A 22,415-nucleotide genomic window follows, 5' to 3' on the forward strand; every position below is an offset into this window, starting at 1 on the left:
TCATTTGGTATTGAAACTATCTTTAGCTTTATTCATTATAAAATTATGTCCAATACCCCTAATATTTTAGTCACCAACGATGATGGCGTGTTTGCGCCGGGTTTAAAATTCTTAACTTCTATCGCTTCCAAATACGGTAATGTAGTTGTGGTTGCACCCGATAAACCGCAAAGTGGAATGGGACATGCCATAACCATCAATTCAACATTGCGTATTCAAAAAACGAATTATCATCAAGTAGAAATGGAGTTTGCTTGCACAGGCACACCGGTAGATTGTGTAAAAATGGCGGTAAACAACATCATGAAGTCAAAACCTGATTTGGTGTTAAGCGGCATTAATCACGGTAGCAATAGCTCCATTAATGTTATCTATAGCGGAACCATGAGTGCTGCTGTTGAAGGAGCATTGGAAGGAAGTCCGAGTATTGGATTTAGTCTTTGTGATTACAGTATTGAAGCTGATTTTACACCCGCTAAATTTTTTATTGAGAAAATAATTGAAAATGCCTTATTGCATAAAATGGAAAAAGGCGTTTGTTTGAACGTGAATATTCCAAAATTAAGAAGAGAAGATTTGAAGGGGATTAAAGTGGTAAGACAAGCTAAAGCAAACTGGGTTGAAAAATTTGATGAACGAAAAGACCCTTATGGAAGAGAATATTTTTGGTTAACCGGTGAATTTGTGAACTTTGAACCGGAAGCAACCGATACGGATGAATGGGCATTAGCCAATGGATATATATCTGTTGTTCCCGTTCAAGCAGACATGACAGCTTATAACAGTATTCAGCAATTAAAAAATTTAGAAAAATGAACTGGCAGAAATTAGATAGTTTTTGGAAAGGATTGGCAATAGGTGTGTTTTTCCCTATGCTTATTTTTGTTTTGTATTGGTTGTTTTTTCATCACCAACTCAGTTTTCCGAAAGGATTTTTACGTTATTTAACCGGGGGATATTTACTAAGCAGTGTAATTAAAATTTGTGGTATTGGAAATTTATTGCTTTTTTATTTAGGACTCACCAAAAAAATAGACAAGTTTACAAAAGGAATTATTTTAAGTGTATTGCTTTACGTTTTACTAGTGGCCTATGTAAGTTATTTTATGGAACCAGAATTTATTTAATTGAAATATTATTTCATAGCCGGAGAATCAAGTGGCGATATGCACGCCGCGAATTGTATGAGAGAGTTGAAAAAACTAGACTCCGGTGCTGAATTTGCATTTACCGGAGGAGATTACATGATAGAAGTTAGTAATTGTAAACCTGCCATTCACATCCGCGAAATGAATTTCATGGGATTTATTGATGTGTTAAAAAATATTGCCACCATCAAAAAAAATTTTAAAAAAGTAAAAAAAGATATTTTAGCCTTTAAACCTGATTTATTGGTATTGGTAGATTATCCGGGCTTTAATTTGCGAATGGCCAAATGGGCGCATCAACATCAAATAAAAACCGATTACTACATTTCTCCTACCGTTTGGGCCTGGAAAGAAAACAGAGTCAATATTATCAAGCAGTATATACACAAACTTTTTGTGATACTTCCTTTTGAAGAAGCATTTTACGCAAAACATAATCTTAAAGTTCATTTTATTGGACATCCTTTAGTGGATGCTATTGAATTTAAAAAACCTCAATTAAAATCAAAGGAATTATTTGTTACAGAAAATAAATTATCCGATAAACCTATTATTGCCATTTTACCGGGAAGCAGAAAACAAGAAATAGAACGAATGCTTAATGTAATGTTAGATGTTACTTCTCATTTTCCGAATTATCAATTTGTTGTTGCCGGATCCAATTCCTTAGATCAATCTAATTATCAAATTTTAAGTTCTTATAAAATACCAGTGGTTTATAATCAAACTTACGAGTTGCTTTCTTATGCAACAGCAGGTATAATTAAAAGTGGAACTTCTACACTGGAAAGCGCTTTATTGAATTTGCCACAGGTAATTTGTTATAAAGGAGGAAATCTTTCATTTAAAATCGCTAAAAAATTAGTTGATGTTAAATATATTGGCTTACCGAATTTGATTATGGATGCTCCATTGGTGAAAGAATTAGTACAGGATGATTTTACCATCAGCAATATTATCGATGAATTAAAAAAATTATTATTTGATAAAGAATATATAGAAACCATGCTAATCAATTATCAAAAACTCAGAGCACATTTGGGAGGAACAGGAGCTTCAGCTCGTTTAGCGCAAGCTTTGTATCATGACGTTAATATCAAAAACTAAATGAAAATATTAAAGAAAATAACTATTCTGTTATTTATTTGTTTCCTGTTTATACATGCAGCTACTTTTGTACCTACAGAACGATTAAATATTAGAATTTTCAGTCACTTAAAAGTGAATGCTTTACAATTAAATGTAAATGCCGGTACTTATAAGATTACAGTTGACGGAAAATTATTAGAAGAAAGTAAAGGAGAAAGTATTTATAAATTAGTGTTAAGTCAAGATAGCATTGCCATTTATAAAAGTGCGGAATATATTGGTAAATATCATTACGTTAAATTTTCAGGTGATGAATTAGCTGAAGTAAAAATAAAACTCATTAATCCCGAAAGAAAAATTCGCACTTACCAAAATGATGTTAGCTTTAGTGTAACCGACGGTTATATAAAAGTTTTAAATGATGTTATTTTGGATAATTATATTGCCGGAGTTACAGAGGCTGAGGCCGGACGAAGATCGAGCCTGGAATTTTACAAAGTACAAGCCCTTTTAGCAAGAACCTTTGCTTTATCCTCTATCAACAAACATGTTTTAGAGGGTTTTAGTTTGTGTGATCAGGTGCACTGTCAGGCTTATTTCGGTAAACCTCGTGACGTTAATATTTTTAATGCCATTGCCGAAACCAAAGGTAAAGTTGTTGTGGATGAAAATTTGGATTTAATTGTTGCTGCTTTCCATAGCAATAGCGGCGGGCAAACAGCCAATAGTGAAGATGTATGGGGATCGTACAGACATTATCTTCGAAGTCAGGTGGATAGTTTTAGTCATAAAATGCCAAACGCAAAATGGGAACGAAAAATGCTAACCGAAGACTGGTTGACTTATTTAAAACTGAAACACAATTACGCCATTGATGAACCTAACGCAGTTAAAGTAGCACTCAACTTTAAACAAGAAACCCGAAAGGTTTATTTAGAGTGTAATAATACAAGAGTACCTTTAAAAAATGTGAGACAAGACCTTCAATTGAAATCAACTTTTTTTTCTATTTACGAGCTGAATAATGATAGCATAGTGTTTAGGGGCAGAGGCTATGGTCATGGATTAGGTATGTGTCAGGAAGGCGCAATGAATATGTGTAAAAAAGGTTATTCCTATATCGATGTTTTACACTATTATTACCGAAATATCAGAATTATAGATATGCGGAAATTAAATTTTTTTAAAGACGAATAGTATTGCTTATCGTGTAGTATTTATTTTCAAATGTCTAAGGCTGCAATACATCATTTAAGAAAAGATCCAAAACTTAAGCCCGTGATAGCCAAACACGGGCCGGTTAAACTCAAAAAAAATAAAGATATTTATTTTATGCTGTTAAGGGCCATTGCCGGTCAGCAATTGTCAGTTAAAGCAGCGGCAACCATTTGGCAAAAATTTCTGAATTTATTCCCCGATCAATACCCTCATGCCCATTCCATACTTCATTTGAAGAGTAGCCAAATGCGAACCTGCGGACTTTCTTTTCAGAAAATAAGTTATATGGTGAATATTGCTCAATTTTCATTACAAGAAACTTTGGATTATGAAATTTTAAAATCCAAAAAAAATGACGAATTAATTGAATACCTGATCCAAATAAAAGGTGTGGGTAAATGGACTATAGAAATGATATTGATGTTTGGTTTGGGCAGAACAGATGTGTTCCCCTTAAATGATTTAGGAATACAAAATGGGATGAGAAAATTATATCGCATAAAATCAACCGATAAAAAAGTTTTATTGAATAAAATGGAAAAAATAGCCTCCTCCTGGAAACCCTATAGAACCATTGCCTGCATGTATATTTGGAAATACAAAGACAGTTAAAGTCTTAAAATATCTTAATTAAGCAATAATAAGCCTGAATTTACGCTTTAAACTTAAATGAAAAAGTAGGGCAAAAGATAAATTAATTAAACACGGATGTTTCTTTATTTGTTATCTTCAACCCGCAACAATTACTATGGGAAATTATATTTTTTTAGGACTATTAATTTCGTCTTTTGTAGGTTTATCCAAACTCTTTGGAAAAGCAGGAATAGAAGGCTGGAAAGCGTATATTCCATTTTATAACTTTTATTTATTAAGCAAACTATTAGGAAAACCCGGTTGGTGGGCTGCCATTATGATTTTTCCGGGTGTTAACATCATCATGTATGGTGTTTATGGTTTTAATGTTGCTCGTGCCTTCAACAAACCCGCCACTTCTGATTTGCTTTTCGCTTCCATTCTGCCCTACATATACTTTCTTAAATTAGGATTCGATTCCACTGCCAAATTTGTAGGATTAGATAAATTTAAAAAAGAACCCAGTTCATTCGTGAAAAACTGGCTCGACCCGATCATCTTTGCCGTAATTGCCGCTTCCATCATTAGAGGTTACACCATTGAAGCTTTTACCATTCCAACTTCTTCATTGGAAAAAAGTTTAATGGTGGGCGACTTTTTATTTGTAAATAAGTTTGCGTATGGTCCTAAAATTCCGCAAACTCCCCTATCCTTCCCTTTTGCACACCATACTTTACCCTTTAGCGAAACCACTAAATCTTACTTAGAGTGGATTAAATTTCCATATATGCGCTTACCGGGTTTTGGAAAAGTGAAAAATAACGATATAGTTGTATTTAATTATCCGGATGGGGATACCGTTTTGGTAAGTGAGCAAAACATGAGTTATTATGCGCTTAAACGTTATTTCTCGCAGATTATTCAACATGAAGAAACAAGGGCAGGCATGAAACCTCAAAGTGAAGCTTACTATGCTGCTAAAGCACATGAACTGATTCACTCAGAGGATATGCAAAATCCAATTAACGGCAAAAGAATGAATAAAGTCGTTGCCCGACCGGTAGACAAAAGAGAACACTATGTAAAAAGATGTGTAGCCATTGCGGGAGACGAATTGGAAATTAAAGATGCAGAGCTTTACATTAATAAACAGAAACAAACTGCACCGGAGCATGCTCAACATTTTTATTATGTAAAATGTACTTCCCGAATATTTGGAGATGAAATTGAACTTCCTAACGGTCAATATTCATTATCCAATATCAATGCTTTAGATAAACTGGATATTTATGCGTCAGAGGTGGGCGTTGCTGCCCTATCAAAAGATACTATTGTTTATCGACTAAATATGCCGGTTGCCGTTGCAGAACAAGTAAGACAAATGCAAGATGTTGTTTCGGTTACTTTAAAATTAGATGAAAAGGGAAAACTTGATCCTTCTATTTTCCCACATAATAATGCGTATGCCTGGAACAACGACAACTTCGGTCCGCTCTTAATTCCAAAAAAAGGTCTCACTATACCTATTGACACGCATAATATTTGTTTGTATGAAAAAGTGTTGAGTACCTATGATGATGGCATACACCATATACGTAAAGAAGGTGCACAGGTTACTTACGATGGCAAACCCATTACTTCTTATACTTTTAAACAAGATTATTATTTTATGATGGGAGATAACCGCCACAACAGTGCCGATAGCCGAAGTTGGGGATTAGTACCTTACGATCATGTGGTAGGTTCGCCGTTTTTTGTTTGGTTTAGTATGAAATATGCCGAAAATAATCCGGTGAGTGGAAAGTCGGTTATAGGATCATTAACTAAAAACAGTAAAGATGGGAAATTCAGGTGGGAACGCTTTTTGTGTTATGTGGAAGCCGGAAATTTACATTCAATCAAAATTCCATTTATTCTTTCTGTTTTGGCCTTATGGGGTTTCAGTAAATGGAATACAAAAAGAAAGCTGAAAAAAAATAATACTGGTAAAGCCTAAACAAATATTCATTTTTGTTTTTACACTAAAGTGGTTTATTGCGGCGGTTATTGGTATGATGATTTTTTTGATTACTAAATTCTATGTTTTTGATGTAATAAAAATTAATTCGGAAGACATGAAAGCAACACTAGGTAAAAACGAACTAGTGCTTATCAAAAGAATTTTTAATACCTATCAGATTAACGATTTAATTTACTTTAAATACCCAACTTCAGATTCAATTATCCGAAATACATATACTATTCAGCGTTTAATTGGTTTACCGAACGATACAGTAGAAATAAGAGAAAAAAGCGTGTATATTAATAATAAGTTAACAGCTGACCCTGCCTCCACTAAACATAATTATTTTGTAAAGGCGAATGTAAAATTAGATAGTGCTTTTATGTATACAAGTAATCTTTTGGAAGGAGGAGAAATTTCAAACGATTTGGATTATAGTTTTTCATTAACTAAAGAAGAAACGAAAAAATTAAAAAAGGAATACACAAAAATTAAATCCGTTGTTTATAAGATTGAACAAAAGGGAGCGATGGATGAAACCGTATTCCCCAACAATTCGAAGTATGCTTGGAACCGAGATTATTTTGGCAAGATTTGGATTCCAAAAAAAGAATCTAATATAAAATTGGATACAACTAATATAAGTTTGTATTTGAAAATCATTCAGGAATACGAAGGTAATTCAGTACATATAATAAAGGATAGTATTTTTATTAATAATGAGTATACTACCAATTATCTTTTTAAATACAATTATTATTTTGCTCTTGGCGATAATAGGGATAATGCAAACGATTCCAGAATATTTGGTTTTCTGCCGGAATCTTTTATCAAAGGAGTTGTGATCAAACATTTCAAGCCATAATACGAATGAGCTCTAAATCCGTTCAAAAAGTAATATTAAGCACTGCTTACCTTCCTAATATTTCCTATTTTAAACAGATTATAAAAGCTGAAGGATTAATACTTGAATCGCATGAACATTATATTAAACAGAGTTATAGAAACAGGTGTTGTATACTTAGTGCCAACGGCCCACTTAACTTAATTATTCCGGTTAAGCATTATAAAGGGATTATTACGGAAGTAAAAATATCCTATCAGGAAAATTGGCAGCGAAATCATTGGCGTGCCATTTGCAGCGCTTATAAAAACAGTCCTTACTTTGAGTTTTTTGAAGATGAGTTCAGTAATATCTATACTGATCGGTGGGAAAATTTGTTCGATTATAATTTATATCAATTGAAAATGATTTTAAAAATACTGCGGTTAGAAAAAAAAATATCCTTTACAGATTCCTTTCAACCTAATATTGATAACTTAACAGATTGCAGGAATTCTTTCAGTCCTAAAATTCCTCCTACTAAAGACGATTTGTTTTTAAATAAAGCTTACCCACAGGTTTTCGACAACAAATTATCCTTTAAAAACAACTTGAGTATAATTGATTTATTATTTAATCAAGGAATTAAAAGTGTTGATTATTTCAAATAAACACTTAAAGTTAATCTACACGTTAATTAAGCTAATCGCTTAACCTCCACTTGTTCCACCTAAAATACCCGCGCTGGAAGCACCCGAATAATCAACCGGAGTAATGGCTACAATCGGACATTTACTCTTATGAATAACTTGTTGTGCGTATGGTCCTAAAAATATACCGCTCACTTCATTATCCTGATCGGTCATTATAACAATAAGGTCGGCGTTAACGGCATTGGCAAATTCAACAGTTGCCGTAGCTCTGTTTTTCACATTGGTTTGTAATTCAATATGTACTTGCACACCGCTTTTTATAGCAATATCATTTATTTGTTTTAAAATTACTTCAGTGGCTGCTTTTTCGTCCTGCTCATCTTTACCCAACAATCCAACAACATGAACCGCTGCACTGAATTCTTTGGCCATTTGTATAGTATAATTTACTTTTTGGCGAGTATGTGAACTAGTATCAATAGGCATTACAATTTTATTATAGCCTTTATGATCCGCCACACTACTCATAGCCATAGTAGGACAGTGTGATTTGGTTAATACCTTCATAGCAACACTGCCAATCAAAAGCTCTTCCATAGGCGAATAACCATGCGTACCCATAATAATTAAGGATGCGTTAATTTCTTTGGCTACATCCACAATTTCAGTACTTGGACTTCCGGTTTTAATAATACAATCCACCTTAATTCCATATTTTTTTGATACATCTTTAGCCAAATCATTTAATTTTGAGGCGACTTTATCTTCCAATTCTTTGGTACTACTCATATCTATCGTTGGCAAAAACAGGTTTTGTGCCACATAATATGAGTTTATTACATGTAATAGGTAAACATCACCTTTAGTTAACTGGGCCGTAAAAGCACCGTGTGTAATTGCTAAGAGAGAGGTTTCACTAAAATCGACAGGAATAAGGATTTTTTTAGAACTGAATTGTATCATAAAAGTAGTATTTTGTGTTAAAAGTAGGTTTTTTTTGCAAAATATGCCATTTTAACATTAAAAAAATAGGTTTAGGCCCAACCTTTAGCCAAAAGGCCCGTATTAGTGGTTTGAATTATACACAAGTGGATACTGAAAACTTTAGGGATACAATAATTTGTCTATAAGCAGGAAATATTCTACTTTTGCGTAAGTTTTAAAATAAAAAAACATAAACCCAAATAAATATGAATAAAAAAGTCCTAATCGCAGCCTCATTGTTTACTACAATGTTGTTGCAAGCTCAGGAGGCAAGCTCCGGAGATGAGGTCGTGAAGAACAAAAAAGGAAACGAGATTCTGCCAAAAGCAGGAGATATCGGCCTTGGCTTTAACGCCGTTCCAATGATCGACTACGTTTTTAACGCGATTAAAATTAACCAAAATGCAGGTTTTGTAAGTGCTGCAGGTAACAATCATCAGTATGTTACAGGTTCTGCTAATCAAATTGTAGGTAAATATTATTTATCTCCAAAAGCTGCAATTCGCGGTAAAATCGGAATCAACACCCTTTCTGGTCGTATCACAAACCGTGTACAAGATTCTAAAGCATTATATGATGCAAGTTTCGGTACAGCAGAAGACATCAACACTGCTCAAAATTTACGTGTTGAAGACGTTTATAAATTTAATAAAAGTAACTTGTTAATTTCTGCCGGTTACGAAATGAGAAGAGGATATCGCCGTTTACAAGGATATTATGGTGGTGAAATCGCTTTTGGTGGCGGTGGAAATAAGGAGTACTTCACTTACGCGAATGATTATTCTGATTTATATGCTACTCATTACACCAACTCGGCTGCAGGTAACTTCAACACACAGCTTCAACACAACCCGACTGCTCCTGGTCGTCAAGAGCGTGTGTTGCACAATAATTACCGTGGCAACTTCCGTTTTGGAATGAGAGGCTTTATTGGAATTGAATACTTCGTTTTCGCTAAAATTTCAGTTGGTGCTGAATTTGGATGGGGATGGGCTATGTCAACCAGAACCAACAAAATCTCAACTGTTGAAGTATATGAAAACGGAACCAGCGGTTTAGCTACTGTATTTAATGATGAGAGAAGTACAGATACAAACGAAAGACAAAATGGATTCTCTGTTGATAATAACAATGGCGGAAACAATGGTTTTTCAATGAATAACTTAACCGGTGGCGGTGGAAATAGTAATGGTAACAACGGTTTAACCGGTGGTACTGGTGCTATCACTGTCTTATTTCACTTTTAATAAATAAATCAATAATAAATAAACAATAAAAAATAAATATAAAGTCATGAAAAAATCACTTTTAGCACTTACACTTACTGCTGCTCTTTTCTCTTGCAAGAAAGACATCGAGCAAAAGTCATTAGAAGCAACCGATATCACAGGTATGGGTTGGGTAAAGGGAACTTTACGTAAAACAATTATTACACCAGATGGTGGTGCGGGATGGACGAGCAACACAAAAGTACCTGCTGCCGGAGTTAATGTTAGCGTTCGCGTTAATAAGAATGGTGGAACTGGTATTTATCCAAATTCAAATCAATCAGGAGTTGAAGTATTCAACGGTGTAACTGATGCAAATGGTAACTACGCAATTGCAGTTAAATCAAACGGAACATCAAACGGTGTTAATGCTTTAGTTTTAGTTGAAGGTTTCCAAGGAACTCAAGATACTTTAATTAACGGAGTAACCAAAACAGGTCGCTTATGTAACTACTTTGGTATGAGTCAAAACATGATGGTTTACAAAGGTCAGTCTACTTATTGGAATGGAAATAACAACATTAATGAGTGGGCTTTCTATAATGGAAATATGTCAGTAGTAAATGATAACAATAACCCAACTCAAAATCAAATTGGAACTGCTCAAATTACAGGTTCAGTTACTTTTGGTGTTTGGACTTCATCTACTAACGTAGTTAGCGGAACCGTTCAACCGTCTTCAGTTAACCAAAATGGTTTATTAACTGCACCTGCAGGAACTAAAGTATACTATACTTTCAATACTGATCCTTTATCATTAAGTACAAAAGTTTACGAAACATCTTTAGCTGCTAACGGAACTTATACTTTTGATGTTTCAACTGTAAAAGTAAATACTCCTGGTTTTGGTCAAGACGGTAACGTTTGGATTCAAGATTTACGTCAATCACGTGATACTATTAAAATTACTTCAGTTTACACTGGAACTACTTTTGTAAGTTCAAGCACTGTAATTGCTACAGGTCCAACCGGTGTTTATAATGGTGGTACTTTCAGCAATCAAAACGACTTATTTAATGGAGAAATCAGAAATGGTGTTAACCATAACTATAACTTCTTTAGTTTCACTCAAGATTAATCAAGTACTTTTCTAAATAAAAAAGCCTCCCATTGGGAGGCTTTTTTTATGCTTATAGGTTTCTTTTTCCGTTTACTTTCATTCATATATAGTTCTTTAATACCTTAATGTCTAAGCGTGCCTTAACAACAAAGTTTTTCATTAGTTGAGACTTTCTCTTCAGATATAAGCTGTGTTTTATTAGTGCAGAAGTAGAAAGTAGACGTGAATGCCTATAAATAGCTTAAAACGGATAAAATAAAGTATTAAATCAAATATATGGTAATAGTAATACCCTATTTATAGTCCGTTTTCATCCCTTCTAACTCTTATAATTCAATAATTTTAATAGGCAACTTGCCCGAATAATTAAACATAAAAAAACCCACACTATTAAAATAGTGTGGGTTAATTAATAAAATATTTTTTATTGCGTACCTGTTGGTTGAGCCGGCGGAGCAGATGGAACATTAGCCGGTGCCGAAGGCATGGTAACCGCTGAAGCCGCTTTACGCTTAGCTATGGAGCCGTTATCTTCTGTAGTATCGGTTGTCATCGAACTTTTTGGAGCCATTAAAATGCTTAAAGCAATCAAAACAATGGCTAAACCCCAAGTTGCTTTTTCAATAAATTCAGTGCCTCTTTTAACACCCATAATTTGAGTTGCAGCACCGTATTGACTTTGAATTCCACCGCCTTTTGAATTCTGTACTAATACAACCAGAATTAAAAGGACACTAACTATTATTACTAAAACTGATAAAATCATTTCTCTTAAATTAATCTTTTTGAACGTTTTTTAATTTCTCAATCAGGGATGCAAAGTAAGCACTTTTTTGTGGATATTTCAAACTTAAAAGCTCATAAGCTCTAACGGCTTTTGAAATATTACCCTGAGATGCGTAAATGCTCGCAAGTGTCTCAGTTACAAGATCTTCACTTTCAAGTAGACTTTCTTTGGTTTTAATTTCGGCTTTAAAGAATTTTTGTTCTTCTTTATTTCGAATAGCTCCCGGATTACTTTCTATAATTTTATCTATTAATGCCTTTTGTTTTAGCTTAATCTTTTTAATATCCTCTTCTTGTTTGCCTAATACATCCTTTTTCTGAGCTGTAATTTCAGTGGTGTGTTCTTTATGTTTATCAACAAAAGTAAGCCAATCGGTAAAACTTTGCGGTTCCTTAGGCTTATCCTGCTTAATTTGTAAAACTTCCTTCTCAATAAATGAATTAACTACCGATCGCTCAATTTCTTTTTCAACTTTTTCGGGTGTAATTTTTTCTACCTGAATTTCCGGCTCCAAATTTTCAGTTTTTATCGGAGTGGTTTCAATTTTCTCAATATTTTTTGGTTCTACTAGCGTTTCTTGCTCTAATGTCTTAGTTTCTTTAATTATTTCAACTTTCTTTTCCTGCTCTTGAATTGGTGTTTCTTCTATTAATAAAGAATTTTGAATCAATTCATATAATTGCTCTCTGCTACTTACACTAATTGCTGTGCGCTTTATGGTGTTTTGATATAATGTTGTGTCCCAGTTTTTAGCAGATAAACTTAAAAGTATATGTGCTGTATGAAAATAAGGAAATTGATCAACCAAAGCCGATAATTCAGAAACAGCTTTTTTATCCATTTTTAATGGATGAGCCATAAAATCATATAGTTCCGATTCACGCATTTACCAATTATTAAAAGCTCTGTTAAATATATCTTCTGTTAACTGTCGGTATATTTCGGTTACCAATGTAGCTTCTTTGTCACTAATATTTTCTGTTGTTGCAAAATCTGCATAGCGTGTAAAGGCCTGATCAAAATCTTTCGTTTGATCGAATTTATTTTTATAGGTTACCTGCACGCTTATAGTAAGTCTGTTTGTGCTCGCTTGCTCGGTATTTTGCACGGCAACCGGTCCAACATTATAATCTGATATATACCCTTCAAACTGTAAATCGGCATTGGATTTAATTAATCCCAAATTAGTTTGTTGTGAAACTAAGTCACGCAGTTTCTCGGTGAAACGTTGTGATAAACTGGGTGCGCCTAAACTTGTGTTATTGGTGAAAAATCCTACACTTACTGTTTTTGCTTCGGCCGGAATAGTAGCACCGGATAGAGATACTCTTGGTTTGCATGCTAACATGGCAAAAAAAACAAGCGTATATGTTAGGATTCGTTGTATCATGACAATTGTATACCAATTAACGAAATATCATCAGTTTGTTCAAATCCTTTTTTCCACAAGATTAGCTTTTGTTCAATTTCCGTTTTTTGCTCGGGCATGCTCAGGTTCACGGTTTCCGTTATCCATTGCTTAAACAACTTTGATTTTACTTTTTTACCTGCTTGCAAATCTTGCGCAGGTTTATCTTCTAAATTACCAAACTGATCAATAATTCCATCAGAAAACAGATACAATTTCATGCCCTTTTGAATAGCGATGATTTGTTCACTGTATTTTTCGTTTTTTTCAAATAAACCAATAGGTTGTTTATTGGGTATTAACTCTGTTACGTTATTATTTGTAAAAATAAATGCCTTAGCATTTGCTCCGGCATAAGTCAATTCATTTTCTTGAATTGAAATAACTGACATATCCATTCCATCCCGCTGGCCATCTCCATCATTATGAAGATTTAATGCTTGTATAACATCATTTCTTAATTCATTTAAAATTAAAGCGGGTGAAAGTATGTTTTTCTCATTTACAATTTTATCCAACAAGGTCATTCCAATCATACTCATAAATGCACCGGGAACCCCGTGACCTGTACAATCCGCTAAAGCCAGAATGTGCCTGTTGTTTTTAAATGTGTACCAATAAAAATCACCACTTACTATATCACGTGGTTTATATAGTATAAAGGAATTGGGTAAACTTTTACGCAAAATATTTTCATTAATTAACAAAGCATTCTGAATTTTTTGAGCATAATTAATACTATCTGTAATATCACGATGTTTTTCTTCAATAATATTTTTTTGCTGTGATATTAATTCGTTTCTGCTTTTCAGCAATCGGTTATTTTTTTTGAAATTAAATACAAAAAACAGGGCGGTAAATAAAAACAGCATACTTAATACTAAACCACCCAATTGTTTTTGTTTTTGTTTTTCGGATTTTTCTAATTCTAAATCTTTCTTTAACAACTCTGCTTGTTTTTCTCCCAAAGTGATATCAGATTCCAATTGGGAAACTTTATTTGACAACTCCTCACTATTTAATTTTTGACGTTCCTTATTAAACTTTTGAAGCCACTCATAAGCCATTTTATAATCTTGCTTTTTTAAATAAATTTCATTGTACGTCTGTAGAATTTCGATTTCTAATTTTTTAAAACCACGGCTTGTTGCAATTTTCATGGCAGAATCGGCTAAGTTTATAGCCTTGTTATAATTTCCTTTTTCTGCATAAAAAAAAGCCAGATTATTCAAAGAGCCGCCTATTCCCAATAAGTCGTTGGCCTTGATGCGATATTTTAAGCCCCGTTCAAAGTTCACTAAAGCAGAATCTTGGTGTTTATTCATGATATAAATTACACCTAAATTATTATAATCGTTACCAACATTAATGATATTGTTTTTTTCCAGGTCGAATCGTAATGCCCTGATAAAATATTCAAAAGCTATTTCCTTGTCACCTTTCCCTGCATAGGCAATGCCCAAATTATTATACACGCTGGCAGAATTATCATTCACTTTATTTTGCTTAATAAGTTCCAATTGTTTCGTGTGAAAATGAATGGCTTTATTAAAATTATCTTGCGAATTAGCAATTAAACCTAACTCACTGTAAATATTGTATTCTATCTGATAATTTTTTTCCTGAATGGCCCGATTCAAAACCAGATTGCAATAATGTATGGAAGAGTCAATTTGCCCTATGCCTCTAAAAATTTGTGCTTTTAAATGCATAATATCAAATGGATAATTTATATATCCTTGCTTTTGCCAAAAAATCAAAGACTGATTAATAAACTGCAATGCTTTTTTAGGGTTTTCATTTTCATACAATTTTGACAATAAGAAATAAGTTCTACCTCTAACTGAATCATGTTTTTGATCATTTCTTGTAATCTCAAAAAGCGAATCCTTGTTAAGTTGAAGATAATGTTGAGCTGATAATTGACTTATCAATATGCTAAAAAAAAGAAATATAAAAATTTTACTCCTCAATGTGATATTCATTAATTTTTCGATACAAGGTTCGCTCACTAATTCCTAGTTCCTTGGCAGCATATTTACGTTTACCTTTATGTTTAACTAAAGCCTTCTTAATCATATCTATTTCCTTGTCCTGAAGCGATAAGGTTTCCTCCACTTCAATGGTATGTGTATCTGTATTTCCTTTCGGTAAGGCGGTATGTAAATTGAGTGGTGACAAAGCATCTTTTTGATTTGAACCATATAAGCGATTGGCAATTTGTATATCCTCTGCATCTATAGCTCCGCTGTTTCCGGTAGCTGCAGAAACTAAATCATAAACCACTTTTTTAATTTCATTCAACTCTGCCCTCATATCTCTAACTACTTTAAATATGAGTTCACGATCCGTGCCCTGCAAACCGGAATGATCTGAACCGAGTACAGAAGGTACATTATTTGAATTATACTGAGGTAAATACTTTAAAAGAATTTCGGCATTAACTTCTCTGTTTTTTTCAATAATTGAAACTTGCTCAGCAATATTTTTTAATTGGCGGATGTTACCCGGCCAAAAATAATTCACTAAAACATTTTCAGCATCTTCCGTTAAGCGTACAACGGGCATACGATATTTTGTAGCAAAATCATTCGCAAATTTCCGAAACAATAAATGTATATCCTCTTTACGTTCACGTAATGGAGGTAAATAAATAGGAACCGTATTTAAGCGGTAATATAAATCGGCTCTAAATTTCTCTCTTTCTAGTGCCTGATAAAAATTAATATTGGTGGCTGCTACAACTCTTACATCCGTTTTTTGAACCTTACTGCTTCCAACTTTTAAATATTCACCACTTTCAAGTACACGCAATAAACGGGCTTGTGTGGCCAAAGGCAACTCCCCTACTTCATCTAAAAAAATAGTACCTCCGTTAGCTACTTCAAAATAGCCTTTCCTGGCTTCAGTAGCCCCTGTAAAGGCTCCTTTTTCATGGCCGAACAATTCACTGTCTATTGTTCCTTCGGGTATTGCACCGCAATTTACAGCTATATATGGGCCATGTTTACGAGCACTATATTGATGAATAATTTGTGGGAACACTTCCTTTCCGGTTCCGCTCTCGCCATTAATAACCACATTCAAATCTGTTGGCGCAACCTGCCTGGCAATTTCTACCGATCGGTCGAGTAATGGATTGCTACCGATTATTCCGAATTTTTGTTTAATTTCCTGATTACTCATACGCTTGAATTATTTCGAGTTAGTTGAGATAAACTTATTCTGCTAATGAAACTACATGTCCAATCATGGTGGTAGTAGTACAAGAAGTAACCAAAACATTCACATAATCTCCCTTTTTGAAATTTTCTGTTGGAAAAACCACTACTGCATTTTGGGAGTTTCTGCCCATGAACATACTTTCACTCTTTTTAGAAAATCCTTCTATTAAAACTTTATGTATTTTATTTAAACCTTTAGCAACACCAATTGCACTGTTCTTGTGTTGCAAACTCATTACTTCGTTGTGTCTCTTATTTTTAATCTCTTCGCTCACATCATCTTTATACTTCCGTTCTGCCAAAGTTTTTGGTCGTTCACTATACATAAACATATAAGCAAAATCAAATTTTACTTCTTCCATCAAACTTAAAGTTTGGGCATGATCTTCATCTGTTTCACTGCAAAATCCGGTGATAATATCTGTACTAATTCCACACTCGGGTATTACTTTTCGTATGGCATTTATTCTTTCTAAATACCATTCGCGGGTGTAACCCCTGTTCATCAACTCCAATATTCGGCTGCTTCCACTCTGCACCGGCAAATGAATGTAATCGCAAATATTTTCATACTTAGCCATTACCTGTATTACATCATCGGTTAAATCTTTTGGATGCGAAGTTGAAAAACGAACTCTTAATTTAGGACTAAGCTGTGCAACTTTTTCTAACAACTGCGCAAAGGTTACTGCTTCTTGCTTTTGTTGTTCGCTCAGGTTTGCCTTCTTTAATCCACCTCCGGTATAAATATAACTATCTACATTTTGTCCCAACAAAGTCACTTCTTTATAACCGGCCTCCAATAATTGTCGGGCTTCTTTCAGAATGCTTTCAGGGTCTCTGCTTCTTTCTCTTCCTCGTGTAAATGGTACCACACAAAAACTACACATGTTATCACAACCTCGGGTTATACTAATAAAAGCGGTTACTCCATTACTATTTAATCGTACAGGTGTGAGGTCGGCATACGTTTCTTCTTTACTTAATATTACATTAACTGCTTTATGACCATCTTCGGCTTGTAAAATTAATCCGGGTAAATCGCGATAGGCATCCGGACCAACCACTATATCAACTAATTTTTCCTCTTCTAAGAATTGATGTTTTAGGCGCTCGGCCATACATCCCAAAACTCCAACAATGGCATATGGATTTCTTTTCTTCACCCGTTTAAAATCATTGAGTCGGTTTCTAACCCTTTGTTCAGCATTATCTCGAATAGAACAGGTATTCACAAAAATCACATCCGCTTCTTCAAAATTAGTAGTGGTTGAAAAACCGTTTTCACTTAATATAGAAGCAACAATTTCACTATCGCTGAAATTCATTTGACAGCCGTAACTTTCTAAAAAAAGTTTTTTATTGTTTATTGGACTAACAGACGATGAAAAAGGCTCTCCTTGTCGCCCTTCATCAATTATTTTTATCTCAGAACTCATTTATGGGACTCTAAAATTACCAATAATAATGACAAATTGACAGTTTTTAACAAAAATAGGGCCTGTTTATCGAATATTTATAACCAATGAGCCATTAATTTGGAAGTTGTGCTAATATTTATTTTTCTTTGCACCCTGTAAAAAATTACGGTCAACTATCGCCAACGGGTCAATTTGAGCGATTTTTGTTAATTATTTGAACTGACATATATATATGAGTAAAAATCTTGTAATCGTTGAGTCACCTGCAAAAGCAAAAACAATTGAAGGATTTTTAGGGAAAGATTTTACGGTGAAGTCGAGTTTCGGGCACGTGAGAGACTTAGTGAAGAAGGGATACGGAATAGATATAGAAAAAAACTTCACGCCAACATACGAAGTACAACCTGAAAAGGAAAAAGTAATTGCCGAATTAAAAAAATTAAGCAAGGGAGCCGATATGGTTTGGTTAGCGTCCGATGAGGACCGTGAGGGAGAAGCAATAAGTTGGCATTTATTTGAAACATTGGGCTTAGATAAGAAAAAAACTAAGCGTATAGTATTTCATGAAATTACCAAACCTGCAATAGAAAAAGCAATTAAGAATCCGAGGGAAATTGATATCAATTTGGTTAACGCTCAACAAGCTCGCCGTATTTTAGACAGATTAGTAGGCTTTGAATTATCACCCATCTTATGGAAAAAAGTTCGTCCGAGTTTATCAGCAGGAAGAGTACAATCGGTTGCTGTGCGATTAATAGTTGAACGTGAACGAGAAATACAAAGTTTTGTACCTACCAGCGCATTTAAAGTAGCTGCTATATTTCAAGTTGAAAACAGTAGTGTTAAAGCAGAATTAGATAAACGCTTTAAAACAGATAAAGAAGCTGAAGAGTTTTTAAATAAATGTAAATCGGCTATTTATGAAATTGTAAGTTTAGAGACTAAACCTGCGAAAAGAACACCGGCTGCTCCTTTTACTACCTCTACCTTGCAACAGGAAGCTGCTCGTAAATTAGGCTTTAGTGTGGCGCAAACCATGATGGTTGCTCAACGACTTTATGAAGCGGGAAAAATCACTTACATGAGAACTGACTCTGTGAATTTATCTGAAACGGCAATCAATCAGGCAAAAGATGCAATCACAAAGGACTACGGAAATAAATATTATCAGTTTCGTCAATTTAAAAATAAAAGTAAGGGTGCACAAGAAGCACACGAAGCTATCAGGCCTACCTATATTAATGTACAAGAAATTGAAGGAGAGCGCAACGAACAAAGGCTTTATGATTTAATTTGGAAACGAACTATTGCCAGCCAGATGGCAGATGCCGAATTGGAGAAAACAACTGCAAAAATTGGGATAAGTACCAGTAATGAAGTATTTGTTGCACAAGGTGAAGTATTAAAATTTGACGGATTTTTAAAAGTTTATATTGAAGGTACGGATGAAGAAAATGACGAGGAGAATTCGTCTATGCTTCCACCAATGAAAGAAGGCAATAAATTAAAAGTAAAAGAAATTAATGCCACCCAGCGTTTCACTCATCACCCTCCAAGATATACGGAAGCCAGTTTGGTAAAAAAATTGGAAGAGTTGGGAATTGGCCGACCAAGTACTTATGCCCCTACAATTAGCACCGTTCAAAAAAGAAATTACGTTGAAAAAGTAGATAAAGAAGGTAAACCTAGAAACTATACTTATTTAATATTAGAAGGCGATAAAATAGCCAAAGAAATAAAAACGGAGAATACCGGAGCTGAAAAATCAAAACTTTTTCCAACGGATATTGGAATGGTTGTTAACGATTTTCTATTTCAATACTTCCCCGATATATTAGATTTTCATTTTACCGCAAAGGTGGAAGAAGAATTTGATGAAATTGCCGATGGTAAATTGGAATGGACCAAAATGCTGAAGGAATTTTACAAACCATTTCATAAAAATGTAGAAAAAACAATAGATAAAAGTGAAAGAGCAAGTGGAGAAAGACTTTTAGGGAAAGATCCGGTAAGTAAAAAAGATATAATAGTGCGCATTGGGCGTTTTGGACCCTTGGCTCAAATTGGCGTAGCCGATGAGCAAACCGGTGAGAAGCCAAAATTCGCTGCATTAAGAAAAGACCAAAGAATGGAAACTATTACTTTGGATGAGGCTTTACTTTTATTTAAAATGCCCAGAATAACGGGTGAATTTGAAGGGAAAGAAATGAAAGTTGGCATTGGAAGATTTGGCCCTTATATTGTACATAACAGTGTATTTACCAGCTTAGGAAAAGAAGATGATCCTTACACTGTGGAAGCTGATAGATGCATAGAATTAATATTAGCCAAGCGTAAAAAAGATGCTGAAAAATTAATTAAATCGTTTGACGAAAATCCGGATTTAAAAATAGTAAATGGTCGTTGGGGTCCGTTTATTTCCATGAATCGTGAAAATTTTAGAATACCAAAAGGTACTGAACCATCCAAACTTTCATTTGCCGACGTGGTACAAATCATTGGCGGACAAGATAAATACGAAGCGGTAATTGAAAATTCAAAATTTAAAGCCGGAAAATCAAAAGGTAAAAAAACAGCGAAGTCAAAAAGCGTAGCGAAGTCAACCGCTAAAGTTGCTGCTCCAAAAAAAACCGTTAAAAAAGTTGCCGCAAAAAAAACTGCGGTAAAAAAGAAAGCCGTTAAGAAAACAGCTGTGAAGAAAAAGGCGGCCAAAAAAGCAAAAAAGAAGTAATTGCTTCTGCTTTTTCAAGTTTTTTAATCGTTCCCAATTTTGCGTACATTTAATTAAAATGTCGGCTTATCTTATACTTCTAATCAAAGCTATTCTCGCTTTAGTATCATTGGCATTTGCCAATTTTATGGTGGGTCGCAGCCTTTTATCTTTCTATAAAAGTAATGCCGCTAAAAATTACTATGAATATTTTTTCAAAAGCTCTTTAACGGGAACGATCGCAATTGTAATAGTCATATCCCTTATCAAAACACAATTTAATTCCATTAACCTATTATTTTTACTCCTCATTATTTTTATTTTCATTGAAAAGAAAATTAAAAAAAATAATGAAAAACTTGTAAGCACACAAATTAAACCTCATTTAAAATCAAGAGATTTAATTACCCTACTTGTTTTTTTATCAATAGCTTTTCTATGGAATTGCAGCGTTATATTTATTCCTTCTGAATTTCCAATTGCTGAAATTGAAAAAGATAGTTTTTATTATGCCGAAATTTCAAAATGCCTAATTCAAACCGGTAACGAAAATACATTTTTAACAGCAAATTTAATTGGAGACACTTATCATGCGGCAACACCTTACCATTATTTTGATCTCTGGATCAATGGATTCATGGCAAAAGTTTTTAAAATAAATTACGCTGTTTCTTTACATCTCATTACTTATGCCTATTTTCTATTTTTATTTGCTATTGGAATAATATCCATGTTTGGTTCTTTTCAGAATAACAAAATAATTAATAGCATTTTAACCTTAGCTCTTTTATTTATCGGAGGTCTATTTATTTCGGAAAATATTTTTCACTTGTTTCAGTACCAATCTCAAATGGAAGGAATGAATGAACGATTTGGCGGTAAACTGGCCATGATTTACGGTTTTGCACTGGCTAGTATGATGAGCTTTAAAGATCGAAATTACTCCTCCGGTTTATTCTATTTATTCTTATTGCCTATCCTGTCAATAAGTTTAGCCCCTGCAATTTATGGCGGAATTATCCTTTATTGCTCCATTTTATTTTTTAAGAATTCAGAAAAAAGAAGTGAAAGCATAAGGTATTTATTTTATGCAGCACTCCTTTTAACGGCTATTCAATTATTTTACGCATTCAATAAAAACTCCCATTTAAATTACAGATTAGATAAACCACTTTTGAAATACACCGATTTTACTGAATTTAGTTTTTTTAGGCTCAAGTTTTTTTTAGTGGAATTTTTTCTGAAATCCTGGGCCCAACCTTTTTTATTTGCTTTAAATTATTTACCGTTTATTCTTTTAGCGGTTTACTATTATTTTATTTCCAAATCGGATAAAACCTATCGACATTTAGTGCATATTTTGATTTGTATTTGGGTATGCGGACTAACAGCATTTTCTACACTTTATTTATTGGATGATGCTCATCAATTTTTCACCAACACGCACGTTTTAGCACATGTGTTATTTGCATTCACCTTTGTTTTACTTTACCAAAGAAAAGATGCATTTAAATTTATTTTATTGATACCTTTTTTATTTGGTTTAATCTTCCGTATTTATTTAAGTTATCATTCGTTTAAAAAAGTTGATGTTTATGGCAATAAAGTAAGCGAGGAATACCTGATAAAAGTGAATCAGCAATTTGATTCTATTACTCAAATAACTCATGGAGGCGTGATGTATGATAAAATATTATATAATAACACTAGAATAACTTATCCCTTGGAGTTTTATTTATGTCCAACCATTCTTAACCCGCTTGTTTATACTCCTTTTAATTTAACTCCGGAAATCATAAATGAAAAATGGAATTTATATCAGTATGATAAGGCTATTACCAGAAGCCCGTTTGTGCTTTTTTGCAGATCAGAATCCCAAAAAAACAAAAGTGTGTTAGAGAATCAAATTGATTTTATTCAAAAATACAATATTAAATATCTGATCATACCCACATCAGACACCCTTAAGTATGAAAAATATTTTCAAATTAAGCAGGAAATAAAAGATAAATTATCCGGGCAGAAAATAATATTTTTAAATTAAAAA

The 22,415-nt window shown here is 33.7% G+C and carries 19 protein-coding genes; 12 read left to right on the forward strand and 7 right to left on the reverse strand.

Annotated features, from left to right (window positions below; genetic code table 11):
- The first annotated feature begins 45 nt into the window (after nt 1-45).
- From surE to IPM51_07405, 8 genes are all read left to right on the forward strand, one after another.
- Nucleotides 46-816: a 5'/3'-nucleotidase SurE gene (gene surE, locus IPM51_07370; GenBank protein ID MBK9284127.1), complete on the forward strand. Its 771-nt coding sequence runs from the start codon at nt 46-48 to the stop codon at nt 814-816.
- Nucleotides 813-1,127: a hypothetical protein gene (locus tag IPM51_07375; GenBank protein MBK9284128.1), complete on the forward strand. Its 315-nt coding sequence runs from the start codon at nt 813-815 to the stop codon at nt 1,125-1,127. Before surE ends, IPM51_07375 begins: the two co-directional genes overlap by 4 nt.
- Complete coding sequence (gene lpxB, locus IPM51_07380; GenBank protein MBK9284129.1) at nt 1,128-2,255, forward strand: lipid-A-disaccharide synthase; 1,128 nt, start codon at nt 1,128-1,130, stop codon at nt 2,253-2,255.
- Nucleotides 2,256-3,434 carry a SpoIID/LytB domain-containing protein gene (locus IPM51_07385; GenBank protein ID MBK9284130.1) on the forward strand — a complete coding sequence of 393 codons (1,179 nt, stop codon included), beginning with the start codon at nt 2,256-2,258 and terminating at the stop codon, nt 3,432-3,434.
- Nucleotides 3,435-3,479: 45 nt separating this feature from the next.
- Nucleotides 3,480-4,067, forward strand: a complete 588-nt coding sequence (locus tag IPM51_07390; protein MBK9284131.1) for a DNA-3-methyladenine glycosylase 2 family protein — start codon at nt 3,480-3,482, stop codon at nt 4,065-4,067.
- 136 nt (nt 4,068-4,203) lie between these two features.
- On the forward strand, nt 4,204-6,024 hold the full coding sequence (locus IPM51_07395; GenBank protein ID MBK9284132.1) for a hypothetical protein: 1,821 nt from the start codon (nt 4,204-4,206) through the stop codon (nt 6,022-6,024).
- A 58-nt stretch (nt 6,025-6,082) separates the two neighbouring features.
- Nucleotides 6,083-6,895 carry a signal peptidase I gene (gene lepB, locus IPM51_07400; protein MBK9284133.1) on the forward strand — a complete coding sequence of 271 codons (813 nt, stop codon included), beginning with the start codon at nt 6,083-6,085 and terminating at the stop codon, nt 6,893-6,895.
- 5 nt (nt 6,896-6,900) lie between these two features.
- Nucleotides 6,901-7,524, forward strand: coding sequence for a WbqC family protein (locus IPM51_07405; protein ID MBK9284134.1), 624 nt, complete (start codon nt 6,901-6,903; stop codon nt 7,522-7,524).
- Between the two features lie 39 nt (nt 7,525-7,563).
- Here IPM51_07405 and IPM51_07410 read toward each other — a convergent pair whose 3' ends face one another.
- Nucleotides 7,564-8,469 (reverse strand): universal stress protein, encoded by a 906-nt coding sequence (locus IPM51_07410; GenBank protein MBK9284135.1) that lies wholly within the window; start codon nt 8,467-8,469, stop codon nt 7,564-7,566.
- A 227-nt stretch (nt 8,470-8,696) separates the two neighbouring features.
- On the opposite strand from IPM51_07410, the gene IPM51_07415 reads away from it, so the two are divergent.
- Nucleotides 8,697-9,737 carry a hypothetical protein gene (locus IPM51_07415; GenBank protein ID MBK9284136.1) on the forward strand — a complete coding sequence of 347 codons (1,041 nt, stop codon included), beginning with the start codon at nt 8,697-8,699 and terminating at the stop codon, nt 9,735-9,737.
- A 46-nt stretch (nt 9,738-9,783) separates the two neighbouring features.
- The gene (locus IPM51_07420) at nt 9,784-10,836 is read left to right on the forward strand and encodes a hypothetical protein (GenBank protein MBK9284137.1); all 1,053 of its coding nucleotides are present in this window, start codon (nt 9,784-9,786) and stop codon (nt 10,834-10,836) included.
- 406 nt (nt 10,837-11,242) lie between these two features.
- Here the strand turns inward: IPM51_07420 and secG are convergent, their stop codons facing one another.
- The 6 genes from secG to miaB form a co-directional block, all read right to left on the reverse strand.
- Complete coding sequence (gene secG, locus IPM51_07425) at nt 11,243-11,584, reverse strand: preprotein translocase subunit SecG (GenBank protein ID MBK9284138.1); 342 nt, start codon at nt 11,582-11,584, stop codon at nt 11,243-11,245.
- Between the two features lie 10 nt (nt 11,585-11,594).
- Nucleotides 11,595-12,491 carry a hypothetical protein gene (locus IPM51_07430; GenBank protein MBK9284139.1) on the reverse strand — a complete coding sequence of 299 codons (897 nt, stop codon included), beginning with the start codon at nt 12,489-12,491 and terminating at the stop codon, nt 11,595-11,597.
- A complete protein-coding gene (locus IPM51_07435) occupies nt 12,492-12,995 on the reverse strand; it encodes an LptE family protein (protein MBK9284140.1) in 504 nt (167 codons plus the stop codon).
- Nucleotides 12,992-14,833 carry a tetratricopeptide repeat protein gene (locus tag IPM51_07440; GenBank protein ID MBK9284141.1) on the reverse strand — a complete coding sequence of 614 codons (1,842 nt, stop codon included), beginning with the start codon at nt 14,831-14,833 and terminating at the stop codon, nt 12,992-12,994. The genes IPM51_07435 and IPM51_07440 overlap by 4 nt, the downstream gene beginning before the upstream one ends.
- A 142-nt stretch (nt 14,834-14,975) precedes the next feature.
- Nucleotides 14,976-16,199: a sigma 54-interacting transcriptional regulator gene (locus IPM51_07445; protein MBK9284142.1), complete on the reverse strand. Its 1,224-nt coding sequence runs from the start codon at nt 16,197-16,199 to the stop codon at nt 14,976-14,978.
- A gap of 34 nt (nt 16,200-16,233) precedes the next feature.
- Entirely contained in the window at nt 16,234-17,676 is a 1,443-nt protein-coding gene (miaB, locus tag IPM51_07450) for a tRNA (N6-isopentenyl adenosine(37)-C2)-methylthiotransferase MiaB (protein MBK9284143.1), read from the reverse strand.
- Nucleotides 17,677-17,890: 214 nt separating this feature from the next.
- On the opposite strand from miaB, the gene topA reads away from it, so the two are divergent.
- Nucleotides 17,891-20,389 (forward strand): type I DNA topoisomerase, encoded by a 2,499-nt coding sequence (gene topA / locus IPM51_07455; GenBank protein MBK9284144.1) that lies wholly within the window; start codon nt 17,891-17,893, stop codon nt 20,387-20,389.
- A gap of 58 nt (nt 20,390-20,447) precedes the next feature.
- Nucleotides 20,448-22,412 carry a hypothetical protein gene (locus IPM51_07460; GenBank protein ID MBK9284145.1) on the forward strand — a complete coding sequence of 655 codons (1,965 nt, stop codon included), beginning with the start codon at nt 20,448-20,450 and terminating at the stop codon, nt 22,410-22,412.
- Nucleotides 22,413-22,415: the final 3 nt, after the last annotated feature.

Source organism: Sphingobacteriaceae bacterium (genome assembly GCA_016715905.1).
GTDB lineage: Bacteria > Bacteroidota > Bacteroidia > B-17B0 > Aurantibacillaceae > Aurantibacillus.